The organism is Myroides albus, from assembly GCF_009711045.1.
Lineage (GTDB): Bacteria > Bacteroidota > Bacteroidia > Flavobacteriales > Flavobacteriaceae > Flavobacterium > Flavobacterium album_A.
Genome location: NZ_WMJX01000013.1, coordinates 63,527 through 81,477, shown reverse-complemented (window position 1 = coordinate 81,477; position 17,951 = coordinate 63,527). Strand labels below are relative to the sequence as shown.

Genomic DNA, 17,951 nt, shown 5'->3' with positions numbered 1-17,951 from the left:
ATAACAATTCTCTACCTTTTTCAATTCTCACCTCTATCTATACTTTTAAATCTCCTGATATCTCAAAACATTCTTAAAACTTGACGTACCATGAAAAATGGTCAATAGTATATATACGATACTCTAAAAATACTTAATAAGAGATAAGGTATAACAATAGTCAGAGAAGAATCCCAAACCTATCTAAATCAAATACAGCAAACAAACTCATTTCGTCAACTGGTCAATATGCTCCAAAACTTTCTTACCAAACATTTAGATAACTACAACACCCCTATACTAATGTGAATTTGATTTAATAAAAGAAAAACAGTATAACTTTTAAGCTATTTATTTACGGGTATCTATTTACTCTAAAAGAGTTACTCTATCCAATCTAATGACGAAATCACCAAAATTGACGAGCACGTTTACGAACCTTAAAAAACAGATTCGCTTGATTTAATAGAGGGGTTTTCTTGCACTTTCTTGGGGAATCCTTGCACTTTTCTTGGGGTTTTCTAGCCCAGAGAGGGGTTTTCTCGAAGAAAGGTGCAAGAAACCCCCAAGCAATGCCCTCTCATCTCCGTACAAAACGATAGGTAGATTATCAACAGATAAAAGGAAGTAACAAACAGATAGTTTAGATCAAATTCAAGTTATCTTATACAATTGATACTCGTTTATAAGTACATCGCTTGTTTCATATTTGAAAATAAAAACAAGAAAAGATCGCTGCCCAACTTACCAAAAACAACAAACTACACTCAACCAAAAGGTAGATAGAAATTTCGCCAATTACCTTCTAAAACTACCGTTAATACATACTCACGCAAATTCACTCAACACTTCTTCAACTATCTTCCAAGATTACTCAACCTAAGTAGCTGTTTCTTGAATAAATACTGAATCAGTATTGAAGACACCTTGAATATATAATCACCGGAACAACCACTTTACCAAAACAGCCTAAAACGCTTTATGGTCATCTCTCCAATCAAGCATTGCAGTATCACTTTCTCAATTACTACTAACCCTCCGCATCTAAAGGCATCCTAAAAAAGACAGAAACAAACTACTGCTGTCAACTTGTCAGTTGCACAAAAAAAAGTATCTTTGCCCAAAATGTAGAACACCCTTTGAACAATCTTATGGAAAAGGTAATTGACGAAAATAAACAAGGAACAAGCTTACAATTAGAGCAAAAACAAGACAACAGTAAAAAACTTTTTATTGAAAGTTACGGATGTCAAATGAACTTCTCTGACAGTGAAATTGTTGCTTCGATCCTATCAAATGAAGGATATAACACCACAAACAATTTAGAAGAAGCTGACTTAGTATTAGTAAACACCTGCTCTATCCGCGATAAAGCAGAACAAACAGTACGCAAGCGCTTAGACCAATACAATCAAATCAAAAGAAAGAATCCTGGTATGAAAGTAGGAGTATTAGGATGTATGGCGGAGCGTTTAAAAAGTAAATTCTTAGAAGAAGAGAAAATTGTAGACATGGTTGTAGGACCAGATGCTTACAAAGATTTACCTAATTTATTAAAAGACGTAGACGAAGGTAGAGATGCTATTAATGTGATTTTATCGAAAGATGAAACTTACGGAGATATTGCACCTGTACGTTTACAAAGTAATGGAGTAACTGCTTTTGTTTCAATCACAAGAGGATGCGACAATATGTGTACTTTCTGTGTAGTACCATTTACAAGAGGAAGAGAGCGAAGCCGTGACCCACAAAGTATTATAGAAGAAATACAAGACTTATACGAAAGAGGTTTTAAAGAGGTAACCCTATTAGGACAAAACGTAGACAGTTACCTTTGGTATGGAGGAGGACTTAAGAAAGACTATGAAAAAGCTACTGAAATGCAAAAAGCAACAGCAGTAGACTTTGCACAACTTTTAGACACATGTGCTACCACATTTCCAAAAATGCGCTTCCGTTTTTCTACTTCAAACCCACAGGACATGCACATTGAAGTGATAGAGACTATCGCTAAGCACGAAAATATATGTAAATACATTCACTTACCTGTTCAATCGGGAAGTACGCGTATTTTAGAAGCGATGAACCGTCAACATACAAGAGAGGAATACATGGCACTTGTAGATAAAATCTATGAGTTAATTCCCGACATTTCACTTTCTCAAGATATGATTACAGGTTTCCCTACAGAAACAGATGAAGACCACAAAGACACTTTATCACTTATGGAATATGTACGATATGACTTTGGATTTATGTTTGCCTATTCTGAAAGACCTGGAACATTAGCTGCTCGAAAATTAGAAGATGATGTACCAGAAGAAGTTAAAAAACAACGATTGACAGATATAATTACGCTACAAAACAAAATCAGCTTAGAACGCACTCAGCGCTTTGTTGGAACTACAGTAGAAGTATTAATTGAGAAAACATCTAAGCGTTCAGAAGATGAATGGTCTGGGCGTAATTCACAAAATACAACAACTGTATTCCCTAAAGAGAATTACAAAGTGGGAGACTTCGTATTAGTAGAGATTACAGATTGTACTTCTGCAACTTTAATTGGAAAAGCTGTAGGGTACTCTCCAATGCAAGCATAGTTATATCAACAAAAAGATAAAGAAGTAAAAAACCTATGGAAAATGTTCAAGCAATTAAACAACGCTTTGAGATTATTGGTAATGATCCTAAACTGAATAGAGCTATTCAAAAAGCAATTCAGGTGGCTCCTACTGATATTTCCGTACTTATTACAGGAGAAAGTGGTGTAGGTAAAGAGAGTATGCCTAAAATCATACACTCGCTATCTCACCGAAAACACGGAAAATACATTGCAGTCAACTGCGGAGCTATTCCAGAAGGAACAATAGACAGTGAACTATTTGGACACGAAAAAGGGGCTTTTACGGGTGCAGTAGGTACCCGTGAAGGATACTTTGAAGAAGCTGATGGAGGTACTATTTTCTTAGACGAGGTTGGAGAACTTCCCTTGACTACACAAGTACGTCTATTACGTGTTTTAGAAAACGGAGAATTCATTAAGGTAGGTTCATCTAAAGTACAAAAAACAGATATTCGAATCATTGCTGCTACAAACGTGAATATGATCGAAGCGATTGAAAAAGGAAAATTTAGAGAAGACTTATATTATCGTCTAAGTACCGTTGAAATAACTTTACCTCCCCTTCGCGAAAGAGGAGAGGATATTCATTTGCTTTTTAGAAAATTTGCTTCAGATTTTGCTCACAAATACAAAATGCCGCCTATCAAATTAGAAGCGGATGCAGCAAATTATTTAGTGCGTTACCGCTGGGATGGTAACATCCGACAGCTGCGCAACGTAGCAGAGCAGATTTCCGTGTTAGAGACAAATAGAAACATATCATTAGCTGTACTGCAATCTTATTTGCCTAATCACGATAGACAAGTCCCTTCAATTGTTAATGGCAAAAAGGCAGAATCAGATTTCAGCAATGAAAGAGAGATTCTGTACAAAGTATTATTTGACATGAAAAGCGATTTGACTGACCTTAAAAAGCTTACCTTAGAATTGTTGAAGCACGACAGCAGTCAAGTGCAAGAAACAAATCAGGGGTTAATTCAACGCATCTATGGCAGTAAACCAAGTGAACCCGCAGAAGCATCGTTCCAGAAAAACATTACAGAACTTAGTCTTCTTCCTGCAAGCGATCACAGTAATCACACACCTAATTTTCACCATGCTACAATAGCAGATGACGAAGATGACGACAATGATTATTTACTCGCAGAAACAATCGAAGAGGAACCGCTAAACTTAGAGGAACAAGAAGTTGAACTAATTCGAAAAGCCTTGGAAAAGAACAAAGGTAAACGTAAAGCTGCCGCTGATGAACTCGGTATTTCAGAAAGAACACTCTACAGAAAAATTAAACAATACAATCTATAATCTATGAAAATAAAGAATTTAATCCTTATTTTACTTCCAGTACTATTTTTTAGTAGTTGTAAATATTATAACTTTACAGGAACAGGTAAGATAGATGCTGACTCCTTTCAAGTAAATTTCTTTCAAAACAATGCAGACTTAGTAGAGCCTGGTATTGAACGTACATTTACTATGGCTTTGCAAGATTTAATACAAAATCAAACGAGTTTAAGCCTTACCAATGAAGGAGGAGATTTAATCTACGAAGGAGAGATCGTTGATTACCGCATTAGTCCGACAACGGCTACTGCTGACCAACGCGCAGCACAAAACAGATTGTACATTGCTATAAATGTTCGATTTATCAATAAAAACACACCTGAAGATGATTTTGAAAAGAGATTTTCTTTCTACTACGACTATGATGCTAATGTGCAACTGGCTGGTGCAAGTTTGACAGAAGCATTAGACGTAATATACGAGAGAATCACACAAGATGTATTCAATGAGTCTTTAGCTAAATGGTAAACACAAGGAATTTGAATAAAGAAAAAATAAATATTGCCTTAATAAATTCAACTCTTATTGAAGCAGATGATTTACAATCATTTGAAGAAGTATTAGAGGAATATCCCTATTTTCAATCTATTCGAACTTTGCACCTAAAGTGTTTATACCAAAACAAAAGTGAAAGATATAATACAAATCTGAAAAAGACGGCTGCTCATACGCTTGATCGAGATATCTTATTTGAATTCATAACTTCCGATAGTTTCATTAATTATCCCATCTCAATTGAGAATGATGCGATTGAAAAAGAAAGTGACATCACTCTACCTATACCAGAAGAAGAGAATATAGAGTCACAGAACACTTCAGTTGCTGTAGAAAAAGACGCTATTTTATCTACAGAAACCGAACAAAAAACAGGTGATGATAACGAAGATCTTTCACCTTCTGAAACGCAGACTACGGATCTTCCAATAGAAGTAGAGAAAGCAGGACAAACCAAAGTAGAACAACTCGAGGATAAATTAGAAATAGGGAAACCTTTAACAATTACCGAAAACGAAAAATATTCGTACGAAGAGTGGTTAAAAATATCTTCATTTCCTCCTATTGACAGAGAAAAAGAATCTATTTTAACGGAAAATGAAAAAAAATTAGAAGAAGAACGAAGAAAAAAATTAACGCTTATAGATCGATTTATTGAAACAAATCCTAAAATTGTTCCAACCAAAAAAGCGACGATAAGCCCCGCAAACATTGAGACCAGCGTACAAGAGAACACGAGTTTAATGACAGAAACTTTAGCAAAAATTTATCTTGAACAAAAAAAATATCAAAAAGCAATACAAGCTTATGAGATTTTAATTTTGAAATATCCAGAAAAAAGTAGTTTCTTTGCAGACCAAATATTAGATATAAAAGCGTTACAACAACATAATAGTTTATAACATGAACACATCATTTACAATATTCCTAGTACTGATAGCAATCGTATGTTTCCTACTTATTGTAGTAATTATGGTACAAAATCCAAAAGGAGGAGGATTAGACTCATCATTTGGAGGTTCGACTGTGGCAGGAGGTGTAAAAAATACAAACGATTTCCTTGATAGAAGTACATGGTTCTTAGGAGCTACATTAATTGTTTTAATTTTAATGTCAAGTTTAAGTACAGGAGGAGGAGTTTCTGGAGATTCTAAATTATTAGATCAAAACGCTACTATTCCAACAAGTACAAATGTTACTATTCCTACGGAAAACAATACACCTGCAGAACAAGCTCCTGCAAGTGACAATACACAAGAATAATTAGTATTACCTCATTATAATTCAAATGCCGGCTGTCAAGCTGGCATTTTTTTTTGTCCTTTACTGACAAAATATGATTTGGCACACTTTATGTCTAATCTATAAGCATTATAAATAAAATTCAATTTCATAAACTATATTAAATTATGGCATTAAATATTAAACCACTTGCAGACAGAGTTCTTATTGAACCACTACCAGCAGAAACTAAAACTGCTTCAGGTATTTTCATTCCAGACAATGCAAAAGAAAAACCACAAAGAGGTACAGTAGTAGCGGCAGGAAACGGCACTAAAGATCACGAAATGACTGTAAAAGTAGGTGACATTGTACTGTATGGTAAATATGCTGGAACAGAGCTAAAATTTGAAGGTAAAGATTACCTAATTATGCGTGAAGACGACATACTTGCAATTGTTTAAAACAAATTGAATCATTAACAACTAAATCAGATCAAAAATGGCAAAAGATATTAAATTCGACATCGAAGCGCGCGAAGGTTTAAAACGTGGAGTGGATGCATTAGCAAATGCTGTAAAAGTAACATTAGGTCCAAAAGGTAGAAACGTAATTATCGGTAAATCATTTGGAGCTCCAGTAGTAACTAAAGATGGTGTTTCTGTAGCTAAAGAAGTAGAGCTTGAGAACACACTTGAAAATATGGGAGCGCAAATGGTAAAAGAAGTTGCTTCTAAAACGAATGATTTAGCTGGTGACGGAACTACTACTGCAACAGTATTAGCACAAGCAATCGTTAAAGAAGGACTTAAAAACGTTGCAGCTGGTGCAAATCCAATGGACTTGAAACGCGGTATTGACAAAGCGGTTGAAATTATCGTAGAAGAGCTAAGAAAACAAGCACAAGAAGTTGGTGGGTCAATGGACAAAATCAAACAAGTAGCTTCTATCTCAGCAAATAACGACGATTTCATTGGTGAATTAATAGCTCAAGCTTTTGAAAAAGTTGGAAAAGAAGGTGTTATCACAGTTGAAGAAGCAAAAGGTACTGAGACTTATGTAGATGTAGTGGAAGGAATGCAATTTGACAGAGGTTATCTTTCTCCATACTTTGTAACTAATTCAGAAAAAATGGAAGTAGAGCTTGACTCTCCTTACATTCTATTATACGACAAAAAAGTTTCTTCTTTAAAAGAGCTTTTACCAATATTAGAACCAATAGCTCAATCAGGAAAACCACTTTTAATCATTGCTGAAGACGTTGACGGAGAAGCTCTATCAACATTAGTAGTGAACAAATTAAGAGGTGCCTTGAAAATTGCAGCTGTAAAAGCTCCAGGGTTTGGAGATAGAAGAAAAGCAATGTTAGAAGATATTGCAATCTTAACAGGTGGTGTTGTAATTTCAGAAGAGCAAGGATACACATTAGAGAATACTACTTTAGAAATGCTTGGTACTTGTAAACGCGTAAGCATTGATAAAGATAACACTACTATTGTTAGTGGAAGTGGTGATACTGAAATGATTAAAAACAGAGTAAACCAGATAAAAGCTCAAATGGAAGTTACTACTTCTGATTATGACAAAGAAAAATTACAAGAGCGCTTAGCTAAGTTAGCTGGTGGTGTTGCTGTTCTTTTTGTTGGAGCTGCTTCTGAAGTTGAAATGAAAGAGAAGAAAGATCGCGTAGATGATGCTTTACACGCAACAAGAGCTGCAGTGGAAGAAGGAATCGTTGCTGGTGGAGGTGTTGCTTTATTAAGAGCGAAAGATGCATTAGCAAACATTAAAGTAGAAAATGCTGATGAAGAAACTGGAATCGCTATCGTAGCTAAAGCAATCGAGTCTCCATTGAGAACAATTGTTGAAAATGCTGGATTAGAAGGTTCTGTTGTTGTTGCTAAAGTATTAGAGGCTAAAGAAAACTTCGGATACAACGCTAAGACAAATGAATATGTAGATATGTTACAAGCTGGTGTAATCGATCCTAAAAAAGTAACAAGAGTTGCATTGGAAAATGCTGCTTCTGTTTCAGGAATGATCTTAATCACTGAGTGTGCTTTAGTTGATATAAAAGACGAGAGCGGTGCAGGAATGCCTATGGGAGGCGGAATGCCAGGTATGATGTAATACATTCATTGTATATAAAACTAAAAAGCGGTTTAGAATTAATTCTAAACCGCTTTTTTTATCATTAACAGTCGCCATTGAGCAGTCAACATGCGACTATTCTTCAATACCTTTAGAAGGTTGTTATTTCTTTCAATTCAGCGATAGTTGATTTCGGATCTTGTGATTTAAAAACAAAACTACCTGCTACTAACGCAGCTGCTCCAGCCTCTACTAAGGCTTTAGCATTCTTACTCGTAACTCCTCCGTCAATTTCAATAATAGTATTAGCCCCTTTATCCTGAATCAACGCTTGTAATTTACGCACTTTAGCATAGGTATTCTCTATAAAGCTCTGACCTCCAAATCCAGGATTAACACTCATGATTAATACCAAGTCCAAATCTTGAATAATATCCTCTAACACACTTACAGGAGTATGTGGATTAAGTGCTACACCCGCTTTCATTCCCTCCGCTTTGATTGCTTGAACTGTACGGTGAAGATGTGTACATGCCTCGTAGTGCACTGTCAAAATATCAGCTCCTAAGTCTTTAAATGTCTTGATATATCGATCAGGATCGACAATCATTAAGTGAACATCTAATACCTTCTTGGCATGTTTACCAATAGCCTCTAAGACAGGCATACCAAAAGAAATATTAGGAACAAAAACTCCGTCCATAATATCGATGTGAAACCAATCTGCTTGGCTTTCATTAATCATTTCAACATCGCGTTGTAAATTTCCAAAGTCTGCAGCAAGTACAGATGGAGCAATAACTGTATTTTTCATATTCTTGTGTTGTTTCAACAAAGATAAAACTATTAACTCTAAACAAAAAAAGCCTTAGTGCATACTGCAAAAAGACTTCTATTATTGTCGATTATTTTATAAATTGAACTTCAAATAATTCTGTGAAATACTTGAGAATCTTACTGCGAACCTCATCCTCATCGACACGCTCTACCCCCAACTCTACATTGAGTGATGTTACACCTTTTCCGCGTATTCCACATGGGATAATATTGTCAAAATAACCCAAATCCGAATTGACATTCAGTGCAAAACCGTGCATAGTTACCCATCTAGAAGCTCTTACTCCCATTGCGCAAATCTTGCGGGCAAATGGCGTACCTGCATCTAACCATACTCCTGTTTCACCTTCACTTCTACCTGATTCAATACCGTAATCTTTCAAGACTAATATCATTGTTTCTTCCAGTAAACGCAAATATTTATGTATGTCTGTAAAAAAATTCTCTAAGTCTAATATTGGATATCCTACAATCTGTCCAGGTCCATGGTAAGTAATATCACCACCTCTATTGATTTTATAAAAAGTCGCACCTTTTTCTTTCAACTGTTGATCGTTCAAAAGCATATTGTGCACATCTCCACTTTTACCAAGTGTATAAACGTGGGGATGCTCTACGAAAACAAAATAATTCTCTGTTGCATCATTTTTGTTCTCACGTCTATTCGCAACTTTTACATCTAAAATAGACTGAAATAATTGTTCTTGATAATCCCATGTTTCTTTATAATCTTTTTCTCCAAGATCAATTAATTTTATTTGTTTATTCATTACGTTCTAATTATCGATTATATTTTGGGTTATTCAATATTACAAGAGCACCAATAATTCCGGGAATCCAAGCTGCTAAAGTCAATAAAAAAACAATTACAATAGACCCACAACCTTTATCTAAAACTGCTAAAGGTGGGAATATAATAGCTAAAATAACTCTCCAAATACTCATACTCAATATTTTTATCTTACAAATTTCGTCATTTTTAAACAAAGAAAATAATCTTTTATCTCTTACTAAGATATGAATTCGAAAAATACCAAACAATAATGACAATATTGCTTCATTTGAGAGAATAGTAATTGCCGCATTTTCAAAGAATAGCTATATTTGCCTTTTAAATTAATTCACAATTATTATGCAACTTTCAGAACAAGAAATCATCAGAAGAGAAAAGCTGAGCAAACTACATGAGCTTGGCGTGAATCCTTATCCTGCAAACCTATTCCCTGTTGATCATACATCGAAACAGGTGAAGAACGATTTTCAAGAAGGTAAGAAGGTAATTGTGGCAGGAAGATTAATGTCTTCAAGAATTCAAGGAAAAGCTTCATTCGCTACTATACAAGATAGCGAAGGTAAAATACAGTTATACATCAACAGAGACGAATTATGTCCTGGAGAAGATAAAACACTATATAACGAAATCTATAAAAAATTAATTGATTTAGGTGATATCGTTGGTATAGAAGGAGAGTTATTCACTACGCAAGTAGGCGAAAAAACAGTACGCGTAAAAGGTTTGCATTTACTAAGCAAATCACTACGACCATTACCTCTACCAAAAACCGATGCAGAAGGCCACACATTTGATGCCTTTACAGATCCTGAGTTGCGCTATAGAATGCGTTATGTAGATTTAGTAGTAAACCCTCAAATTAAAGAGACGTTCATCAAGCGTACAAAACTGTTTAACGCGATGCGTAATTTCTTTAATGAAGCTGGTTATATGGAAGTTGAAACTCCTGTTCTTCAGTCTATCCCTGGAGGTGCGGCTGCTCGTCCATTTATGACTCATCACAATGCTTTAGACATTCCACTATACTTGAGAATTGCCAATGAACTATACTTAAAGCGATTAATCGTTGGTGGATTTGACGGGGTATATGAGTTCGCTAAAAACTTCCGTAATGAAGGAATGGATAGAACACATAACCCTGAATTTACAGTTATGGAAATCTATGTAGCTTACAAAGACTACAATTGGATGATGGACTTTACAGAGCGTTTATTAGAACATTGTGCAACAGCAGTTAATGGGACACCAGTAGCTAAGTTTGGAGAACACGAAATTAACTTCAAAGCTCCTTACAAACGCATCACTATGGCAGATTCTATTAAAGAATTTACAGGTTTTGACATCACAGGAAAGACAGAGGATGAAATTCGCCAAGCTGCTTTAGGCATGGGAATCCCTGTAGATGAAACAATGGGTAAAGGAAAACTTATCGATGAGATTTTCGGTGAGAAATGTGAAGGTAATTATATTCAACCGACATTCATTACAGACTATCCAAAAGAAATGTCTCCATTGACAAAAGCACATAGAGATAATCCAGAACTTACAGAGCGCTTTGAATTAATGGTTTGTGGTAAAGAAATTGCAAATGCTTATTCAGAGTTAAATGACCCAATCGATCAAAGAGAGCGTTTTGAAGCACAAATGGCTTTAGCTGATCGCGGAGATGACGAGGCTATGTTCATTGATCAGGACTTCTTACGTGCTCTTGAATTTGGTATGCCTCCAACTTCTGGAATGGGAATTGGTATGGACCGTTTAATTATGTTCTTAACCAATAATCCTTCTATTCAAGAGGTATTATTCTTCCCACAAATGAGACCAGAAAAAACAGCTCCTGCAGTAGAGCTAACTGATGAAGAAAAAATCATTATTCAAATTTTAGAGAATAACGATAATAAAGTGGAGTTGGGTGCTTTAAAAGAGCAAGCTGCACTAAGTGGAAAGAAATGGGATAAAGCAATGAAAAGTCTTTCTTCACATGCCTTGACAAAAGTAGAAACAGAAAACGACATTAAATACGTTGTTTATACAAATTAATATAAATAGAAAAAGGAACTCAATGAGTTCCTTTTTTTTATTATTTACAATTGAGGATTAGCGATAAACTGATGATCTGTCAAAGTCTTTAAAAATCGAATAATGGCATGCTGTTCATCACTGGATAATTCAATACCTATACGACCATCTTTTCTCTTTAAAAGAGGATCCAAAGTTTCGCTATCCACTATTCCATTAGTATAAAACGCTAAAACCTCCTCTAATGTATTAAAACGCCCATCGTGCATATATGGCGCTGTCAACTCAACATTTCGCAAACTACTTACCTTAAAGGCAAATTTGTCTTCATCAAAACCAGTAACCTCATATCTTCCCAAATCATTTAATTTCTCATTAACCTGTAAACCGTTGTTTCTAAAACTTTGATCAGTAAACAAATCTGTACTGTGACAAGCTGCACACTTCTGCTGAAACAACTGCAGTCCTGTTTTCTCAATCTGACTCAATGTACCTCCCTTTTCTCCTCGAACATATCGGTCATATCTCGAATTACTTGAAATCATCACTGCCATATATTGTGCCAATGCTTTCAACATACTGGTAGAAGTGATTTCTCTATCATTAAAAGCTTTTTCAAACAAACTCCTATACATCGGCTCACTTCTCAATTTCTCCACAATTGAAGGAAGATTCTCACGCATTTCAACTTCATTGTGAATAGGAACAATAGGCACCATTTCCAAGTTATTTGACGCCCCATCATAGAAATACTCTGTCATAAAAGCCATATTCTGAATAGCTGGAGCATTGCGCTTGCCTACCAGACTATCTATACCAATACTAAAGGCTTTTCCATAATCAGAGAAAGCAAACTCTTTTATATGACAACTGGCACATGAAATAGTATTATCTGCTGATAACCTCACATCGTGAAACAAGACTTTACCCAGTTCTATTCGAGATTTCTTTAACCCGTTATTGACATACTGGTAACTAAGAGAAGGAAAGTTACTGGGAATAATGAGTTCATAGGCATCGTCAATATCATCAGAATAACGCTCAGATTGATCTTTAGAACAACTTAATAGCAATAAACATAAACTGATAAATACACACTCTTTAAACATGGTACAAACAATGTTTAGACAAAAAGGAAAGGTGCTGCCTTTCCTTTTTGAAACTATAATTCTATTCTTTATCAATCACAATACTTCGTATGTTAAACATCGTCTGAGCATTCTGCATAATCTTTGGCGCACGTACAGCATCAATCATAATATATGGCGATTCCTTCAACGCGATTTTGTGTGTACTGTCTAATAACTTAGATACTTCAAGATCTACATGAACAGTGGATTTATGCTTTGCACTTACAACAAAATGTTGAGGACTTTTTAATAGAACTTCTTTATAATTATCTAACTTGGAACCATGGCTACCAATGTGTAATTGAAATCCTTCCTCGTCTTGACCTCCAGTTTTAAATAAACCTTGGCAATTGATAAATTTATATCCTGTAATCCATCCCCAGATTAAATCATGTTCTTTACACAAATCCCAAAACTCTTGTTGGTCTTCCATTCCTCTCAAGTACTTCTCTTGATCCACACCTACACCAAACTTAACTTTACTATACCTTCCCGCTGGTACATTGTTAAGCGTAATTTTGAAATCCTTCGTTTTCGAATCTACAAAGAAATAACTGTCATCCTTCTTGTAAGTGAACTCTGCTCCTTTTTCATCTATTAAAACAAAGTTGCTAACTATATACTTCAGGAAAGTGATATTCAATGACTCTCCAATAGAGTTCTCTTTGTAATACTGATCATAAACTATATCCTCACCAAACATCTGATGATTAAACACAAAGGAAACTGAATTTGTTCCTTCAAGCACTTCTTCAGGAACTTCAACAACTGCGTTGTCATCACTCGAACATGACGTGAAAACAAAAGCTATAACAGCAAATAATAATATATATACTTTTTTCATTTCTAATTTTATATTAATTAATTATGGGCAATACAAGGGCCTTCCGATTAAATCGGACAACCAAAACACACGATTATAAAAGATTAGAAAATGGGTGGATCTAAAAGAGAGGATACTTGTAAATAGTTGTAATTATTGACATAACTATCCAAAGCCTCACTCCTCCATACTAAGGCTAATTCGAATGACAAATACCTGAAAGTGCCACTAACCAAGTAATCATATAAGGTATTGTATTTATCAAATACCAACTTGCCTGATTTGTCAAAAGACTTTGATAATTCATTTGACAAGTGACATTTACCATTACACTCTAATTCTGGTTTAGATACATTCTCACATAGAACTTTAGATACATACTCGTAATTAACCCAATATTCCACCAACGGTGCAACAGGGCGAAATAAAACAATAAATACTATTATGATATATATCTTTTTCACAAGACAAATTTAAAACAATGATTAAAGGCTAAACAAGAACATAGATTGAGTTTTATCTACTTTTCACTATTTACAAAATAGAACAACCGAAAAACTAAACAACAAGTCGACGGTATTCTTCAGGAGTCTTACCTTCCTGCTTCTTAAAAAATGTCACAAAGTAAGAAGTACTATCGAACTGTAATTCATTGCCAATCTCCTTTATTGTAAAAGACGTAAAGCGCAAAAGTCGCTTTGCTTCCACTATGATACGTTGACGAACAATCTGCCCCGCTGTTAATCCTCTTTCTTGTTTACACAGCTTATTCAGATAGTTCGGTGTAACACATAATTTATCAGCGTAAAAAGAAGGAGTTTTCGCCTCCTTATAAAATTGATCGACAAGGGCTACAAACTCACCTACTTTATCATTCAGTGGCTTAACTAAAGACTCACTCATAGGAACAGGGTGCTCTGTCAAATTTTGAAAGTCAAACAATAAAATATTTAAATAAGAACGCAAAACAACTTCCCTATTTTGATTGACTGATTGATACTCACCTACCATTAACTGAACCATCAAAAGCAGTTTACTCAATTGGTCATATGGCAATTTAGCATAAGGAAGCACCTCAGGTTGAAAAAAATTAAATAATCGCAGATTATTCTCGTGATAACGCTGACTAAAAAAAGACTCTTCAAAGGCAATAACATAGCCTGAACAATCTTCGAAATGTAGCTGAGCGTAATCACCAGGTTTGATAATAATAACAGTTTGATCTTGATCCGTCAAATTATACTCATTTACAGTAACTGCGTACTTTCCCTTGGTCACAATGATAATCATATAGAACTGCCCAACAAAACACTGGCTCAATAAAGGAAAATCATACACAATACTATCCGTATCACCCATAAATAGTGACGAATTACCATGTGTAAAATAAGAGATGGAACAAGATCTTATGCTTTGATTTAACATAAGATTTGAAGTATTAATTAATAATTTTATCAGCTCTAAATGAGCCTAAATTCACTAATTAATGAGAGGGGGTCTGAAAAAAAAGTCAACAAAAGTCTTTAAACTAAAAACAGTATAACTTTCTATTTTATCTTTCAATGTAGATGCAAAATTGTGAAACTCAATCTCTACCACATCAGAAAGATAATAGATAAATGAAAAAGATAAGTTACTGAGTTTTTTTGCCATATCGTTATTTTGATCCTCGGCAACCTTGGCCATTTCCTGCATCAAATAACACTTACCATTACATTCTAATTCAGGTTTTTCTTTATTAATACACAATACTGTCGAGATATACTCATAGTCGATTGCATAGTCCAAAAGAGGAACTACAGGTCGAAATAAGACAACTGTTATTATGATTAATAAAAAATTCTTCATACCACACAAATATACACAACAATCGCTGGATAACAAAAATAAAAAAAGCGCTACACTTAAAGTGTAGCGCTTTTTGAATATATAAGTATAAGTCTTATCCCAAATACGTTTTTAAAATCTTACTTCTTGAAGTATGTTTTAATCTGCGAATTGCTTTTTCTTTAATTTGTCTGACACGCTCTCTTGTCAAATCAAAAGTTTCTCCAATCTCCTCAAGAGTCATAGGGTGTTGATCTCCTAAACCAAAATACAGACGTACTACATCAGCTTCTCTTGGAGTTAAAGTTTCAAGCGCTCTCTCAATTTCAGTTCTTAGAGATTCGTGAATTAACTCTCTATCAGGGTTTGGTGATTCACCAGAACGCAATACATCATATAAGTTTGAATCTTCACCTTCAACTAATGGAGCATCCATTGAAAGATGACGTCCAGAGTTCTTCATACTCTCTTTCACGTCATTGACAGTCATATCAAGCTCAATAGCAATTTCCTCAGCAGATGGTGGTCTTTCATTTGATTGCTCAAGTAAAGCGTACATCTTGTTGATTTTATTGATTGACCCAATCTTGTTCAATGGTAGTCTTACAATTCTCGATTGTTCTGCTAAAGCAGAAAGAATTGATTGACGAATCCACCATACAGCATAAGAAATAAACTTAAACCCACGAGTCTCATCAAAACGTTGAGCAGCTTTTATCAATCCAAGGTTTCCTTCATTAATTAAATCGGGAAGTGTTAAACCTTGATTCTGATATTGCTTAGCAACAGATACAACGAAACGTAAATTTGCTTTAGTCAATTTCTCAAGTGCGCGTTGATCACCAGCTTTAATTCGCTGAGCCAATTCCACCTCTTCATCAGCCGTAATTAGGTCTACTTTACCAATTTCTTGCAAGTATTTATCCAACGATGCCGTCTCTCTGTTGGTTACCTGCTTGGTAATTTTAAGTTGTCTCATATTATTTCTATCCTTTATTTCTATTTAATGTAACATTCATTATACGTAAGTAATCATCAAAAAGTTACAACAACATACTTCTTCGACTCACTTTTAACAATACTTTACAAAAAAGCACCTAAAAGGTACAACAAACCCTTTAGGTGCTTTAAACACTTATTATGCCAATTAATAATAGTTTTCTCTACTTAATTCACACTCGTCGGCTTCAACTTCATCCAAATAGCGCTCAAGACTATCATCTAACTCTTTCATCCACGGTGTATGGTGCTCCTCTGCAGTGACACCCGTCATAACAGAAGTATATACCTTATCTCTGTAATTTAATATATTCGTTTCTTTATCACGTAGCCAACTCTTAAACATTTCAGCTACTTTATCTAAATCAAATGTAGGATAATCAGTCAGAGAAATTAATTCTTTAATATAATCCGTTTGAAAATCTACATGTTCTTCACCTGTAACTGTAGCTCTTTCTGCCTTTACCCATTTATCAATATCCATACTTCGTTCCTCTTTTGTAGGCAATGCAATTCGTCCGAGCATATAATCTCTCGCAAACCAAGCCTGGGTATCAAACATATTGAATGTATAGTACTGGTCTTGCATCCCCAAAAACAACAGTCTTTCATTATCATTGAATACAACACCTTTATAAAGGTTATCTGGGTAGAGATTATTCTTTGTCTTTAAACGCAAGTTGTCTGGTAAAAATGGAAACTTATGTTGATAACCAGTACACAAAATAACAGCATCAAACTCCTCAGAAGATCCGTCTTTAAAGTACGCTACATTATCTTCAAAATGGGTTACCAATGGTTTTTCATCTATACCCTTAGGCCATTTAGCGGCAATAGGATTGGTACGATAAGAGATAGTAACTGATTTACTGCCATGTTTAAAACATTGAACACCGATATCCTCAGCAGAATAACTACTTCCTATCAACAACAATTTTTGATCTTTAAACTGATCCGCTCCTCTAAAGTCGTGTGCATGCATCACTGTTCCAGGAAAACTATCAATACCTTTAAAATAAGGCATATTTGGAGTTGAGAAATGACCTGTTCCAACAACGAGGTAATCAAAGTATTCTTCAAAAGTTTCGTTCTTAACTAAATCGTCAAATACCACTCGAAACTGTTTCTTACTCTCTATGTAATCAACCCATCTTGCTACAGTATTAAACTTGATAAACTCTCTTGCGTTACTTTGTTTAATACGCCCTTGGATATAATCAAATAAGACTTCTCTTGGAGGATAGGAAGATATAGGTTGTTTAAAGTGATCCATAAAAGTATAATCGGCAAACTCTAAACATTCCTTTGGACCGTTTGACCATAGATACTTATACATACTACCGTGCAAAGGCTCTCCGTATTTACCTACACCTGTGCGCCAAGTATAATTCCACATTCCTCCCCAATTATCTTGTTTTTCATAGCATTTAATTTCAGGAATAGGATTCCCTTTACGTTGTTCAGACTCAAAAGCTCTTAACATTGCTAATCCACTCGGACCAGCACCAATAATACCTACTTTAAAATTTGACATATAAACATAAGTTTTTTACCCCCATCAAATAAATGATGAAGAAATTAATAAAATGATTGTTACTGAATACTCAGCCGAGATAGAACCATTAAATGTTCTAATAGACGCATCTGATATCGCGATGCTTTTTTATAAGGGTAGATTACAGAATCTACAAATTAGGATTGAATAAAATATTCAATTTGAGAAAGGCGATTTTAGCAGAACTTCTGTCTAAAATTTATCACCTTATTTTA

The 17,951-nt window shown here is 34.9% G+C and carries 18 protein-coding genes; 8 read left to right on the top strand and 10 right to left on the bottom strand.

The annotated features are described in order from the left end of the window. Positions 1 to 1,130: 1,130 nt before the first annotated feature. The 7 genes from miaB to groL all read left to right on the top strand — a co-directional run bounded on the left by miaB (position 1,131) and on the right by groL (position 7,792). Positions 1,131 to 2,579 carry a tRNA (N6-isopentenyl adenosine(37)-C2)-methylthiotransferase MiaB gene (gene miaB, locus GJV76_RS08150; RefSeq protein ID WP_155092131.1) on the top strand — a complete coding sequence of 483 codons (1,449 nt, stop codon included), beginning with the start codon at positions 1,131 to 1,133 and terminating at the stop codon, positions 2,577 to 2,579. A 35-nt stretch (positions 2,580 to 2,614) separates the two neighbouring features. Then, a complete protein-coding gene (locus GJV76_RS08145) occupies positions 2,615 to 3,907 on the top strand; it encodes a sigma-54 interaction domain-containing protein (protein WP_155092130.1) in 1,293 nt (430 codons plus the stop codon). A 3-nt stretch (positions 3,908 to 3,910) separates the two neighbouring features. After that, positions 3,911 to 4,414, top strand: a complete 504-nt coding sequence (locus GJV76_RS08140; RefSeq protein ID WP_155092129.1) for an LptE family protein — start codon at positions 3,911 to 3,913, stop codon at positions 4,412 to 4,414. A gap of 11 nt (positions 4,415 to 4,425) precedes the next feature. Next, a complete protein-coding gene (locus GJV76_RS08135) occupies positions 4,426 to 5,343 on the top strand; it encodes a tetratricopeptide repeat protein (RefSeq protein WP_155092128.1) in 918 nt (305 codons plus the stop codon). A 1-nt stretch (position 5,344) separates the two neighbouring features. Continuing rightward, complete coding sequence (gene secG / locus GJV76_RS08130) at positions 5,345 to 5,704, top strand: preprotein translocase subunit SecG (protein ID WP_155092127.1); 360 nt, start codon at positions 5,345 to 5,347, stop codon at positions 5,702 to 5,704. A 146-nt stretch (positions 5,705 to 5,850) separates the two neighbouring features. Further along, positions 5,851 to 6,126, top strand: coding sequence for a co-chaperone GroES (locus tag GJV76_RS08125; RefSeq protein WP_155092126.1), 276 nt, complete (start codon positions 5,851 to 5,853; stop codon positions 6,124 to 6,126). 37 nt (positions 6,127 to 6,163) lie between these two features. Next, on the top strand, positions 6,164 to 7,792 hold the full coding sequence (gene groL, locus GJV76_RS08120) for a chaperonin GroEL (RefSeq protein WP_155092125.1): 1,629 nt from the start codon (positions 6,164 to 6,166) through the stop codon (positions 7,790 to 7,792). 112 nt (positions 7,793 to 7,904) lie between these two features. Here groL and rpe read toward each other — a convergent pair whose 3' ends face one another. From rpe to GJV76_RS08105, 3 genes are all read right to left on the bottom strand, one after another. After that, on the bottom strand, positions 7,905 to 8,567 hold the full coding sequence (gene rpe, locus GJV76_RS08115; RefSeq protein ID WP_155092124.1) for a ribulose-phosphate 3-epimerase: 663 nt from the start codon (positions 8,565 to 8,567) through the stop codon (positions 7,905 to 7,907). A gap of 91 nt (positions 8,568 to 8,658) precedes the next feature. Continuing rightward, positions 8,659 to 9,360, bottom strand: coding sequence for a lipoyl(octanoyl) transferase LipB (gene lipB, locus GJV76_RS08110; RefSeq protein ID WP_155092123.1), 702 nt, complete (start codon positions 9,358 to 9,360; stop codon positions 8,659 to 8,661). A 10-nt stretch (positions 9,361 to 9,370) separates the two neighbouring features. Next, on the bottom strand, positions 9,371 to 9,535 hold the full coding sequence (locus GJV76_RS08105; RefSeq protein WP_155092122.1) for a YqaE/Pmp3 family membrane protein: 165 nt from the start codon (positions 9,533 to 9,535) through the stop codon (positions 9,371 to 9,373). A 187-nt stretch (positions 9,536 to 9,722) separates the two neighbouring features. On the opposite strand from GJV76_RS08105, the gene lysS reads away from it, so the two are divergent. Beyond that, the gene (lysS, locus tag GJV76_RS08100) at positions 9,723 to 11,423 is read left to right on the top strand and encodes a lysine--tRNA ligase (RefSeq protein ID WP_155092121.1); all 1,701 of its coding nucleotides are present in this window, start codon (positions 9,723 to 9,725) and stop codon (positions 11,421 to 11,423) included. A 44-nt stretch (positions 11,424 to 11,467) separates the two neighbouring features. On the opposite strand, the gene GJV76_RS08095 is transcribed toward lysS, so the two are convergent. The 7 genes from GJV76_RS08095 to GJV76_RS08065 form a co-directional block, all read right to left on the bottom strand. After that, positions 11,468 to 12,511: a cytochrome-c peroxidase gene (locus GJV76_RS08095; protein WP_155092120.1), complete on the bottom strand. Its 1,044-nt coding sequence runs from the start codon at positions 12,509 to 12,511 to the stop codon at positions 11,468 to 11,470. 61 nt (positions 12,512 to 12,572) lie between these two features. Further along, positions 12,573 to 13,376, bottom strand: coding sequence for an MbnP family protein (locus GJV76_RS08090; RefSeq protein ID WP_155092119.1), 804 nt, complete (start codon positions 13,374 to 13,376; stop codon positions 12,573 to 12,575). An 83-nt stretch (positions 13,377 to 13,459) separates the two neighbouring features. Beyond that, positions 13,460 to 13,819, bottom strand: a complete 360-nt coding sequence (locus tag GJV76_RS08085; protein ID WP_155092118.1) for a hypothetical protein — start codon at positions 13,817 to 13,819, stop codon at positions 13,460 to 13,462. A gap of 94 nt (positions 13,820 to 13,913) precedes the next feature. Then, the gene (locus tag GJV76_RS08080; RefSeq protein WP_155092117.1) at positions 13,914 to 14,780 is read right to left on the bottom strand and encodes an AraC family transcriptional regulator; all 867 of its coding nucleotides are present in this window, start codon (positions 14,778 to 14,780) and stop codon (positions 13,914 to 13,916) included. Positions 14,781 to 14,834: 54 nt separating this feature from the next. Next, positions 14,835 to 15,203, bottom strand: a complete 369-nt coding sequence (locus GJV76_RS08075) for a hypothetical protein (protein WP_155092116.1) — start codon at positions 15,201 to 15,203, stop codon at positions 14,835 to 14,837. Positions 15,204 to 15,297: 94 nt separating this feature from the next. After that, positions 15,298 to 16,161 carry a sigma-70 family RNA polymerase sigma factor gene (locus tag GJV76_RS08070; protein WP_155092115.1) on the bottom strand — a complete coding sequence of 288 codons (864 nt, stop codon included), beginning with the start codon at positions 16,159 to 16,161 and terminating at the stop codon, positions 15,298 to 15,300. A gap of 168 nt (positions 16,162 to 16,329) precedes the next feature. Continuing rightward, positions 16,330 to 17,715, bottom strand: a complete 1,386-nt coding sequence (locus tag GJV76_RS08065) for an NAD(P)-binding domain-containing protein (protein ID WP_155092114.1) — start codon at positions 17,713 to 17,715, stop codon at positions 16,330 to 16,332. Positions 17,716 to 17,951: the final 236 nt, after the last annotated feature.